The organism is Neisseria sp. P0020.S003 (assembly GCF_051957095.1).
In the GTDB taxonomy this organism is placed as follows: Bacteria; Pseudomonadota; Gammaproteobacteria; order Burkholderiales; family Neisseriaceae; genus Neisseria; species Neisseria subflava.
The window spans coordinates 1-12,539 of record NZ_JBQCWU010000030.1 but is presented as its reverse complement, the minus strand read 5'-3'; the positions used below and the strand labels follow the sequence as shown (position 1 = coordinate 12,539).

General features: G+C 51.6%; 4 protein-coding genes and 2 pseudogenes. 2 read left to right on the top strand and 4 right to left on the bottom strand.

The features are described 5' to 3' along the window. Positions 1-189, top strand: a pseudogene (locus tag ACTHTQ_RS10890) (hypothetical protein); the annotation flags it as partial. A gap of 101 nt (positions 190-290) precedes the next feature. Here the strand turns inward: ACTHTQ_RS10890 and pepN are convergent. From pepN to ACTHTQ_RS10870, 4 genes are all read right to left on the bottom strand, one after another. Continuing rightward, positions 291-2,912 carry an aminopeptidase N gene (gene pepN, locus ACTHTQ_RS10885; protein WP_440363926.1) on the bottom strand — a complete coding sequence of 874 codons (2,622 nt, stop codon included), beginning with the start codon at positions 2,910-2,912 and terminating at the stop codon, positions 291-293. Between the two features lie 155 nt (positions 2,913-3,067). Continuing rightward, the gene (locus tag ACTHTQ_RS10880; RefSeq protein ID WP_440363925.1) at positions 3,068-10,180 is read right to left on the bottom strand and encodes a YadA-like family protein; all 7,113 of its coding nucleotides are present in this window, start codon (positions 10,178-10,180) and stop codon (positions 3,068-3,070) included. A gap of 27 nt (positions 10,181-10,207) precedes the next feature. Continuing rightward, positions 10,208-10,525 (bottom strand): ESPR domain-containing protein, encoded by a 318-nt coding sequence (locus ACTHTQ_RS10875; RefSeq protein WP_440363924.1) that lies wholly within the window; start codon positions 10,523-10,525, stop codon positions 10,208-10,210. Positions 10,526-10,857: 332 nt separating this feature from the next. Continuing rightward, positions 10,858-12,393, bottom strand: a complete 1,536-nt coding sequence (locus tag ACTHTQ_RS10870; RefSeq protein ID WP_440363923.1) for a hypothetical protein — start codon at positions 12,391-12,393, stop codon at positions 10,858-10,860. A 69-nt stretch (positions 12,394-12,462) separates the two neighbouring features. On the opposite strand from ACTHTQ_RS10870, the pseudogene ACTHTQ_RS10865 reads away from it, so the two are divergent. Next, positions 12,463-12,539, top strand: a pseudogene (locus ACTHTQ_RS10865) (helix-turn-helix domain-containing protein); the annotation flags it as partial.

Sequence of the window (12,539 nt, the reverse complement as noted above, 5' to 3'; positions counted from 1 at the left end):
TTGTGCCGCTTTGTTAATTTCTATAACACTGTGAAGCCGCACCGCAGTTTGAACGGCGATACGCCGTTTGAGGTCTTGCAGGCTTCATTCTCAACCTGTGGTGTAAACAACGCAACGTTTTCCTACAGCCTGTTTTATGCAGGCTCTTTTTTTATTCTTATTCACTATCCTCAACGAAAATTAATTTAAGCGTTGATATATAAAAAGGTCGTCTGAAACCAATCGGTTTCAGACGACCTTTAGTCTATCTATCCTTATTGCCAAATTACAATAAGTTCAACAGACAAGCTTTATTTTTCATTCAGAATCTTACCGACAATCTCGCCCACATCTTTGGACAAACCTTCTTGTGCATGGATGCGTTGCAACTCTTTGGTCATAACGGCTTTGCGGTTGGCTTCCAATTTGTTGCAGATGTTGAAAGCCTGTACCAGTCGGGCGGCAACTTGCGGATTAAAGCGGTCGATTTCCATCACTTTATCAGCAACAAAACGGTATCCACTACCATCTTCTGCATGGAAGTGCGGAATATTACGACTGAAGCTCATCAATAAAGAACGGGCTTTATTTGGATTTTCAATACTGAACTTAGGATGACTCAAGGCCGTCTGAACTTGCTGTAAAGTATCTTTGCGGCGACTTGAGGCAATCAGGGCAAAATATTTGTCCATTACCAAAGCATCATCGGCAAATTTATCGGCAAATTGTGTCAACAAACGATCGCGGATTTCGCTTTCATTGCTGTTAATTGCGGATAAGATACCCCATTCGTGGGTCATGTTTTGCGCCATTGCTTCGTAATTCTCCGCAACGTGTTCGATATGCGCAGCGTCAGCACGAAGGATAAATGCTCTGCAAGCATTACGCAAAGTACGCCAGCCGGCCAATTCTGGGCTGTATTCATAACGAACAGCAGCATCGGCTTGATTTTCTTGCTCGGCAGCTTGACGGTTCAGCTCACGCCATTGAGGCAGGAACTTGACGGCAACGGCATTGAGCAAGGCTTCACGCGCCTGATGAACCTGAATCGGATCAATATTTTCTTCTTCCGCCCATACATCGGTTTCAGACGGCATTTGCAGCAAAATGGCACGGAATGCCGGATCAAAGTCACCGGAAACCACCAAAGCCAAAGCATCCATCAATGCTTTGTGTTCCGGCAAAGGTCGGCCTTCCGCCAATGCCTGACGGTTGGCGTTAATGGCGCGATGATACAGGGTTTGAGCAGCCTCCCAACGAGCAAACTCATTTTCATCTGCCGCCAGTAAAGTGGCCAATTCTTGCTCGCTGTACGGATAGTTCAGGGTAACCGGTGCAGAGAAATCACGCAGCAAAGACGGGATAACCGGCTCATTGACGCCACCCAACACAAAAGTCTGTTCGGCTTCAGTCAATACCAAAACCGCCTCTTTCACACGTTTGCCTTGATATTCAAACTCAACCGCTTCGCCTTTTTCGTTCAGCAAACCGGTTTTGACCGGAATCATCATCGGCTGTTTGTCCGCCATATCGGGTGTAGCCGGAATGGTTTGTTTGATGGTCAATTCAAACGCTCCATCTTTCAGACGGCCTTGGGCATCTAAAACCGGCGTACCGGCTTGGCTATACCACAAGGCGAACTGATCAAGATTGATACCGTTTGCGTCTGCCATTGCAGCACGGAAATCATCACAAGTCACAGCCTGTCCGTCGTGGCGTTGGAAATACAACTTCATGCCTTTTTGGAAGCCTTCTTCCCCGAGCAAGGTGTGATACATACGCACTACTTCCGCCCCTTTTTCATAGACGGTCATGGTGTAAAAGTTGTTCATCTCTTCATAGCTGGCCGGGCGGACAGGATGCGCAGTCGGGCCCGCATCTTCAGGGAATTGGAACAAGCGCAGCATGCGGACATTGTCGATACGGCGTACCACGCGGCTGGCTCGGTCGCCAGAAAACTCTTGATCGCGGAATACAGTCAAACCTTCTTTCAGCGACAATTGGAACCAATCGCGGCAGGTCACGCGGTTGCCCGTCCAGTTATGGAAATATTCGTGGCCGACAACAGATTCGATGCCTTCAAAGTCGGTATCGGTAGCGGTACGGCTGTTGGCCAGCACAAACTTGGTGTTGAAAATATTCAAACCTTTGTTTTCCATTGCGCCCATATTGAAATCGCCCACGGCAACGACCATGAAAATATCCAAGTCGTATTCCAAGCCAAAACGTGTTTCGTCCCATTTCATCGCATTTTTCAACGATTCCACTGCAAACCCGACTTTAGGTTTGTCTGTCTCCGTGGTGTAGAACTCGATTTTGACCTTACGGCCGCTCATGGTCGTAAAATAATCTTCCGTTACCGCCAAATCGCCTGCCACCAAAGCAAAGAGATAGCTCGGTTTGGCAAACGGGTCTTCCCATTTCACCCAATGACGGCCGTCTGAAAACTCGCCGCCATCGATTTTATTGCCGTTAGACAGCAACACAGGATAGCGTTTTTTATCTGCAACGATAGTGGTGGTAAATTTAGACATGACATCCGGACGGTCGATGTAAAACGTAATTTTGCGGAAACCTTCCGGTTCGCATTGGGTAAACAAATTGCCGCCGGAAGCATACAGACCCATCAGCGATTTGTTCTCAGCCGGTAGAATTTCAGTTTCCACTTCCAGCGTAAAGTTTTCAGACGGCACGCCGGAAATCGTCAGTTTTTCGTCTTCCAACACATAATCTACGGCCCGGCCGTTTACTTTCACAGACAGCAGTTTTGCCGAACCATCCAATACCAACGGCTCCCCTGCTCTTTCAGGTTGAACGGTCAGACTGGATTTGACGATGGTTTGCGGTTCTAAAATATCGAAATGCAGGTCGGTTTTCAGAATACGGTACGCTGGCGCAGCGTAGTCTTTCAAATAATGGATGGTTTTGCTCATTTGTTCTCTTTCAGAGTCATGCGGTAAATAGATGAAGCATATCGTTTCAGATAGTCTAAATTCAAGTGTTTTCAGAAAAAAAGGCCGTCTGAAACCTAAAATTTCAGACGGCCTCCCTATTCAGGCAGTAAATCTAGTTGCCTGTCATTGCCAACTTACCACTTATACAGCGCACCGACACCGACACCGACATGACCGTCGGTATTGGCCGAGAAGTTGCCTTTGACAATCCAGTTGCCGCCGTCACTCATCGCAGATACGCCGATAGCCATGGCAGACTGACCGCCGTAGTAGCCGCTGCCGACACCGATACCGGTCTCACCCGGACTGGTTACTTGCGGAATCGAGCCTTGGGCAATCGCACCGGCCACACCCGCGTAGGCTTTCTTACCTACTTGGTTGATGTTGTTTTGCAATTCGTTGCCCAAACCAATCAACTGGTTCACGTTTGCCGCGTCTGTACCGTCTTTACCCGGAGCCACATTGGTAATGCGTTGGCCGCCGTTGTTCAGACCGACAGGAGATAGTTTGACTTGGTTGTTCGGATTGTTTTCAGTCGGTGCAGCGATGGTTACGCCATCGTTGTTGACCACGGTATTGCCTGCGGTCAGACCGTCTTTGTTCAACGCAACTTTATCGCCGACTTTCACGCCGTCGTTATTCATCACAGTATCGCCTGCTTTGAAGGTATCGGCATTCACTGTCTTCACGCTAATCTCGTCAGCCAACTTCAGTTGAGCGCCACCGGCTACGGTTTCGCTGATGATGTTGCTGTCGCCTTTGACATTGATGGTGTCGCCCAATGCATAGTTGTTGCTGCCGGTCGTACCGCCGAAGTTGATGCCTTTGGCGATAGTCGCAGCGTTGTTGGCTACGTTTTGGTTGGTTGCGTACAACTGGCTGCCGTTGACAGCATCTTTGCTGTTGGCGTTGATGTCGCCATCCGCTACGTTGGTTACTTTGTTGCCTGCATTGTCCAAACCGTCTTTAGTCAGGTTTACCTTACCTGCTTTCAAGCCGTCTTTGTTCAATGCAACATCATCACCAACTTTCACACCATCATTATTAACAGTAGTATCACCGGCTTTCACGCTGTCAACGTCCAAGTCTTTATCGGTAGCAACTTCATAAACAGTCTGACCTTTGTCACCTGTTTTTTCAGTCACAACGATGTTCTTACCTTGAACGACTTCAGTTTTAGATGCCGTCGCAGCTTGTTTCAGTTGAGAAACATTAACCGCATCGGTGTCATCCGTACCGGCCGCAACGTTGGTAATCTTGTTGCCGCCATTGTTCAAGCCAGCTTTGGTCAGGTTCACATCGCCTGCTTTCAAGCCGTCTTTGTTCAATGCAACATCATCGCCGACTTTTACACCGTCATTATTCATCACGGTATCACCTGCGGTAACGCTGTCAACTTTCAGGTTTTTATCGGTAGCCACTTTGTAAATGGTTTGGCCATTGGCGCCGACATTCTGAGTAACAACAATGTTATCGCCTTGAACGACTTCGGTCTTAGCCGCAGCCGCAGCTTTGTTCAACTGAGCAACATTCACCGCATCAGTATCATCGGTACCGGCTGCAACGTTGGTAATCTTGTTGCCGCCGTTGTTCAAGCCGGCTTTAGTCAGGTTGACATCACCAACTTTCACGCCATCAGTATTGACGGTGGTATCGCCGGCTTTCACGCTGTCAACTGCCAAGTCTTTAGCCAATTTGACTTCCAACTTATCAGAGCCATTTGCTACAACACCGATATTGCCGTCTGAAAGTTTGGCTGCATCGGTTTGACCGCCAACAATATTCAGCTTCGTACCCGGTTTGCGTTCAACATCTTTGCCGCTGTCGCCGCCGAAAGTCAAAGGCAGATTGGCAGTTGCATTGACGGCTTTAATCGCATCATGGATGTTGTTCTCACCAGTACCGCCAATATCGGTCATGCTGATGTTGCCGCCATTATTGGCCGCATTGCCACCCAATACATTCACCAACTGATCTTGGGCTGCATTCAGCTGCTCTTCAGTCGCCGCACGTTTGCCTTGGGCAAAGTCGCTGCCACCCAAAGTCGTATTGCTCAAGCCGCTGACTTCGCCTTTATTGCCATCGATTTTCACCGGAGCCGCTTGACCGACATTCAACACATCTGCCAGTTTCAGCTGTGCACCACCGGCTACGGTTTCGCTGATGATGTTGCTGTCGCCTTTGACATTGATGGTGTCGCCCAATGCGTAGTTTTTGCTGCCGGTCGTACCGCCGAAGTTGATGCCTTTGGCGATATTGGCGGCGTTGTTGGCTACGTTTTGGTTGGTCGCAAACAGTTGGCTGCCGTTCACGGCATCGGTACTGGTCGCGTTAACCGCACCTGCAGCGACGTTACCCAAGGTTACCGGGCCGCCTGTGCCCACCAGATTCACTTTGTTGCTCGGCGTAGTGGCCGGAGTGCCCGCTGTGTCAACATAGGTCATCGGGGTATCGAACTTAACCGTTGTTACACCGCCAGTGCTGCTGACGTTGGCTACGGTACCTTGGCCGTTAACAAAATTAACGGTATCGCCATGGGTGACAAAATCTTCGTCAACCCCGTTGCCTTGTACGGTGAAGCCGGCGTTCAATACGTCGTTGACGGTGGCGGCGTTGTGGCCTTTGTTGGCAGACAAGGTGGTGCGGTCGTTACCGGTCGGGTTGGTAACGGCTGCAGCGGTATCGGCCAGATTGTCCTTCACGTTGGCCAAGGTGGTCGGTGCGGTTGTGCTGCCGGCCGCATTCTGCAGGCTGGTAATCACATCCGCTGCTGCAACTTGGTTACCTGCACCGTTGGGTGCATCGTAGAAGTTGCCGTCGGTGTGTTTGTACACCTTGGTGCCGTCGGCTTTGGTGTATGCAACTGGGGCTTGGGCACTCTGTACCACGGATTGGGCGTCTACAGCATAGGTGTAGGTCTGGTTGCCGTTGCCGTCAACATTTTGTTGCACCGTCAATCCGTTGCCTGCAGCCAGGGTCAGGGTGCTGCCTGATTTGGCTGTAGTGGCAGCGGGTGTACCTACGGTGTTGCCGCCGGCAGTGATGTTGAAACCACTGTTGTTGATGGCGTTAACCACATCCTGCGCGGTGGCGACTTGGTTGGTATTACCGGTTGTGGCGGCTTTGCCGTCCGTGCCGGTAGTAATGGCGGCAGTATCTGCGGACACGGTATAGGTAGTGCTGCCATCCCCATTAAGTGTCGGTGTGCCTACAGAGATACCATTGCCAGCAGCCACGATGGTTTTGGCGGCGGCGGCCTTATTTGCCACAACCTGCAATTGGTCTTCAGTAGCAGCGCGACCACTCACCGGCGTACCGGTCCAAGTTTTGTTGGTCAGGCCGGTAACCGTACCGGCACTACCGTCGACGGTAACCGGGTTGCCGCCGCTAGCCGGACCAACGGTAATGCTGTCGGCCAGTTTAAAGCCGATTTGGTTGTCGGTAACCGTGGTCTTGATATTGGCATCGCCGGCATATTTGACGGTTTCGCCCAGTTTCACGGTGTCGTCTGCACCGCTGTCGGCTCCGATCTTGAAGCCGGCGTCTTTCAAATCGGTCACGGCAGTATTGATGGCAGTATTGATTGCGGTATTAACTGCACCGCCAGTTACGGCACTGTTGTCGCCTGCCGCAACGTTGCCGCTGGTCAGGTTGGTAATCTTGCCGTTGTTACCCATATCAATGTTTTTGCCGTTGGTGCTAATACCGTTACCGTTGATGACCGGGCCGTTGTTAATTGTCAAGCTGTCGGCAGTCAGGTTAGGTTTGGTGGCAATGGTAATGTCTTTACCGTTGTTGGTTATGGCAATGTTGGTACCATCTTTAAACCCTACCGTATCATTCGGCTTGATGGTTTCCGCAGCACCGCTGTTCACTTGGAATTTCCAACCGGCGTTGGCCGCATTGGTGCGTGCATTCAGCGCAGTCAATGCGTCGCCTACGTTGCTGTAGTTCGTTGGCGTACCAGTGGCATTGGCCAGGGTGTAGGTCGGCGCGCTAATGCTGCCATCGGCCTGAACTGCCGATCCGCCGCCCAAGTGGGTGGCTGTGGAATTGGCAGTTTTGTACAACTGGCTGCCGTTCACGGCATCGGTACTGGTCGCGTTAACCGCACCTGCAGCGACGTTACCCAAGGTTACCGGGCCGCCTGTGCCCACCAGATTCACTTTGTTGCTCGGCGTAGTGGCCGGAGTGCCCGCTGTGTCAACATAGGTCATCGGGGTATCGAACTTAACCGTTGTTACACCGCCAGTGCTGCTGACGTTGGCTACGGTACCTTGGCCGTTAACAAAATTAACGGTATCGCCATGGGTGACAAAATCTTCGTCAACCCCGTTGCCTTGTACGGTGAAGCCGGCGTTCAATACGTCGTTGACGGTGGCGGCGTTGTGGCCTTTGTTGGCAGACAAGGTGGTGCGGTCGTTACCGGTCGGGTTGGTAACGGCTGCAGCGGTATCGGCCAGATTGTCCTTCACGTTGGCCAAGGTGGTCGGTGCGGTTGTGCTGCCGGCCGCATTCTGCAGGCTGGTAATCACATCCGCTGCTGCAACTTGGTTACCTGCACCGTTGGGTGCATCGTAGAAGTTGCCGTCGGTGTGTTTGTACACCTTGGTGCCGTCGGCTTTGGTGTATGCAACCGGAGCTTGGTCCTGCAAAGCAGCCTGCACCGCTTTCAGCTGCGATACGTTCACGGCATCGGTATCGGCCGAACCTGCAGCCAAATTGGTCAGGCGGCGGTACATTTTGCTACCGGACATAAAATGGCTTGTGTCCCCGCCCAGCGAAACTTCGCCATATTTAACCCCGGCTTCGTTGATGTCGCCGGCAATGACGGAAGTTGCGTTCGGTTTGTAGGCGGCGGCGGTCAAATCCGCATCGCCTGCAGTGGAAAGCGAACCCAATGCCACGTTGAAGTTGGTATCGTTTTTAACCCTCGCGCTATCGCCCAATGCTAGGTTGTTATTGAGGCGGTTGGGCAGGCCGGGGATGAGTGCCGTGCCGTTGCCGGTATCCGCGCCGGAGCCGACGGCCGTACCGCCGTTCTTAGCGGTGGCAGCCGCGCCGATGGCGATGCCGCCCGCTCCGGTGGCGCCGCTGACTTCGGCAGCCGCACCGATGGCGATCGAGCCGTTACCTTGAGCGATCGTTCCGCTACCGATGGCGACAGCATCATTATCTTGCGCACTTGCACCCACGCCGGCAGCCAATGCGTTAAGACCAGTCGCGCCGTCATTATTGAAATTGCCACCGTGTGCGCCGCCACCGTCGTTCACGCTGTAATAGTGGGTTGCAGAACTGTTGACCTGATTGGCTACAGCTTTCAACTGATCTTCCGTGGCTGCACGTCCGCTGACAATGCCGGCAGGATTCCAAGTTTTGTTGGTCAGGCCGGTAACCGTACCGGCACTACCGTCGACGGTAACCGGGTTGCCGCCGCTGGCCGGGCCAACGGTAATGCTGTCGGCCAGCTTAAAGCCGATTTGGTTGTTGGTAACCGTGGTCTTGATATTGGCATCGCCGGCATATTTGACGGTTTCGCCCAGTTTTACGGTGTCGTCTGCACCGCTGTCGGCTCCGATCTTGAAGCCGGCGTCTTTCAAATCGGTCACGGCAGTATTGATGGCAGTATTGATTGCGGTATTAACTGCACCGCCAGTTACAGCACTGTTGTCGCCTGCCGCAACGTTGCCGCTGGTCAGGTTGGTGATCTTGTTGCCGCCGTTATCCAGGCCACTGGTGGTTAGTCTTACGGGGGAACTGCCTGCGGCTGCCGGAGTTATAGTGACACCGCTGCCATTGGTAACAGTTTTATTGCCAGCCGCATCAGTGGCAGTCACGCTGGTTACGCTCAAATTCTCGGCAGTGGCAAAAGTAAAATCCGCACCACTCTGTGATAGAGCGATGTTTTTACCCGCCTGCAATTTAACGGTACTGCCATTATTTACTTTGGTTGTAGCTGCACCAGTAACGGAGCCGCCAGCAACCGAACCACCCTGCACATTAAAGCCACTCTTGCTCACGGCAGTATTGATGGCAGTGGCCACGCTACCTGCAGTGGCAGCTTTATTCGCATCCGCAGCAGCGGGTGCGTTGACTTGGCCGGTTGCAGCGTTGCTGGTCAGGGGAACGGCTGCACCGCCGCCTGTGGCGTTGATTTTAACGGTGGTCACACCCGCGCCGTCGGTCGATACTTCGGTAGTGGTATTTGTACCATCAATAAATTTGAGAGTATTGCCAGGCTTGACGTTTTGCGTCGTACCAGTAGTTGCGGCTACCTGAAAACCGCCACCCACATTATTCAAACGGCTGTTCAATACGTTCAGCGCGTCGCCGACATTATTTTTGCTAACCGCATTACCGTTGGCATCAGTCAGGTTGTAGGTGGGAGCGGTAAACGTACCATCTGGTTTCAAGGCCGCGCCGCCGCCCAAATTAGTAGCCACACCTTTACCGATATTGCCGATTACATTTTGGGTGGCGTAAAGCTGGCTACCGTTAATCGCATCGGTGGAAGCAGCCGAAACTTCGCCCGCCCCTACCTGTTTGATTTGACGGTTGCCAACGGTCACAGAACTATTGGCGGAATCGCCGACATATGTATAGTTCAGTCCGTTTACATTTTTCGTTCCAGACTGGTTGGTAGCAGCAACGGCAGTCGTACCTGAACCTAAGGCAACAGAATTGGCCACGGCAGCGCTGGCATCCGAACCAATGGCAACACCCTTGGCAGCTGCCTGAGAGCTACGACCGAATGCGATGGAGTCTTTCGCCTGCGCGTTGGCACTACGACCAATAGCCAGCGCATCCTCGCCTGCGGCGTTGGCATTGTTACCCAAAGCCACAGTTTGTGCCGCATTCGCACGAGCGGAAGTACCGATGGCTACGGAATAATATCCGGAAGACTCCACGCTGTTGCCGACAGCTACAGACTGCACTCCATTGGCCTTGGCGGCCGAGCCGATGCCAACAGCCAGGGCAGCTTTGGTTTCCACGTCATTACCGATAGCAACGGAATTCGATTGACTATTGGCAGCCTGCAAAGTATTGCCGCTACCAATGCGGATGCTGTTGTTGCCCGCAGCACGGTCACCCAAGCCGATAATGCCGCTATTTACATCCAAACGGCCACCGAGCGAAAGGTGTTTGCTACCCGCGCCACCCGCATCGCCATGGAACAGAGCACGGTTGGTTTGACTGGCTGCATCCGTCGGGCTGCATTTATTCCGAAAAGCATTTGCACTCGGCATACTGCCGCCGCTGGACTGCCCGGCCGCTCATTCCAAGTTGTTATTAGACAGAAAGAACAGCGCATTTCTTCTTGCTGATTCATCGCTGGTAACGATACATCCGTCATCATTACCGTCATTGATAAAAATACCCGGCCCGGCGTTGGCATAACCTGCAGTCATCATCAGCGCGGAAACCAATGCGGTACAAACGAAACGGGAAGATTTCAACCCCAAGCTGCCCAATGTGGCAGGCTCGGCGGAAACCCGTCCGGAAGAAGATTTTCCTTTGGCCTTGGCATTTTCCTGAACGGCAGTCCAAGTATTGGTGCACGCATTCCAAACGATGCGATAAGCTTTATTCATTATTATGCTCCCTTATTTAGTTGTATAGAGTGATCGGAATCGCAACCTACCCACTTACCTGCACGAACCAGTCGGCCCGTGAGTACAAGAATTTCGTTTTACGAGGTAAACGGGGGTAAAATTTCCCCATTTTATCTTTATTTTAAAAATATTCCAGCACCCTGTTGATGTACGGAGAAATATGTAGCCTTTTTGCAGCAGTAGAGGGAGCCTACCAGAATAAAGCAACCTGCATGAGAAAAGGCAGGCATCCCATGTCTTGGGCTCCCAAATCTCTTTAGCCATTCAGGTTTACTCTCTAAAGAGGGTACAGCCTGGTTCATGAAATTCTTTTAAAAACAGCATGCATCTGGTTTTTGCGTACAATATGCCGCACCAAAATCATTGGGAGAGTTGATATACAGCCTGCTATCTTGTTGCTTAGCGTATATTCGCACCCAGGTCTCTTTCAGCTGACCGTAGTTGACGACGTCGGTATCGTCGGTACCGGCGGCTACGTTGGTCACTTTGTTGCCGGCGTTGTTCAAACCGTCTTTGGTCAGTTTGACATCGCCCGCTTTAACGCCGTCCTGGGTCAATGCGACATCGTCGCCTACTTTCACTCCGTCGTTGTTCACGGTGGTGTCGCCGGCTTTGACGCTGTCTATTACCAGGTCTTTTTTCAGCTTGACGGTCACTGTATCGCCCTGGGCTGCGGTGGTGATGTTGTCGTCGCCGGCAACGGTCACGGTGGAGCCCAGTTTTTCGACATTGGTGCTGCCGCTGTCGCCGTTGAAGGTCAGGCCTTTGCTGTCAACGGCGGTTTTGGCGTCCACGCCTTTTTGGATGTCGGCTTTGGTGCTTTGAGCGAGATCGATACTGTAATTAGTTGTGACTGCACCATCGGCTGCAGTTGTAGTATTAGAGGTCAGATTCAAAGCATTGGAAACTTGTACCGTTGCTTTATCTGCGCTGACGGTATAAGTGGTTTCTTTGCCTGAGGTTGTTTTATTAACGTGCGTGTTGCTGCCTGCCTCCACCTTGGTTGTGGTTTTGGCATTATTGATGGCATTGGCTACATCGCCAGCAGTCGCTACACCGGCAGTCGGTGCGGACACTGTGCCATTATTATTGACAGACAATGAGCCTTGAGTGACGTTGATTTGAACTTTTGATGCATTCTCGCCATCGGTAACTGCAACGGTCGTCAAATTACCATCGGCGTAGTTGACTGTACCGTTATTATTGATACGAGATTTGTCTGTACCGTTTTGTTGGATATTATGTCCAACATTATTCATGACTGTGTACAGTTGGCTACCATTAACTGCATCGGTCGAAGTGGCGGAAATACGGCCTGCGGCAACATTCTGGATTTGGCGTTCATTGCCTGCACTGCCTACAGAAACCGCGCCTGTTGTAGAGGATGAAGAAGCAGCATAGCTGACATTGGTCGCAGCGCCACTATCATTTTTAAATGAGGCATTTTTAGCGGTTGCATCAAAATTATTGGCTGCACCGACAGCACCATTGCCCAAAGCGACAGAATCTTGAACAGAAGCAGTAGTACCGTTACCCAAAGCAACAGCATTGACGCCTGTAACATTTGCCTGATTGCCGATAGCAATACCATTTGTGGCTGCACTTGTCGTAGATGCAAATGGGCCAATGGCAATTGAGTTTGCACCTTTCGCACCATCGTTATTCCAGTTTTTGGTGCCGTCAGTACTGCCATCAGTTGACTTAACAGAGAAATAACGAATGCGTTCGAGCGCACTCAATACACCATAAAGTTGAGAGCCATTGATGGCATCAGTAGAAGTAGCAGAAATATCGCCGGGGGATACATTGATGATTTGGCGTTCATAGCCTTTAGAACCGACAGACACAACATCACCGGCATCGGTATGTAGAAACTAGTAGCGTTGTTTACAGTATTTCCAGGAGAATACTGAAACATGAACATGCACAAAAACACCCGCCTCTCCCCGCACCACCGCCAAGCCATTTGGCTGGCCTACACGCAGGGGAAGGA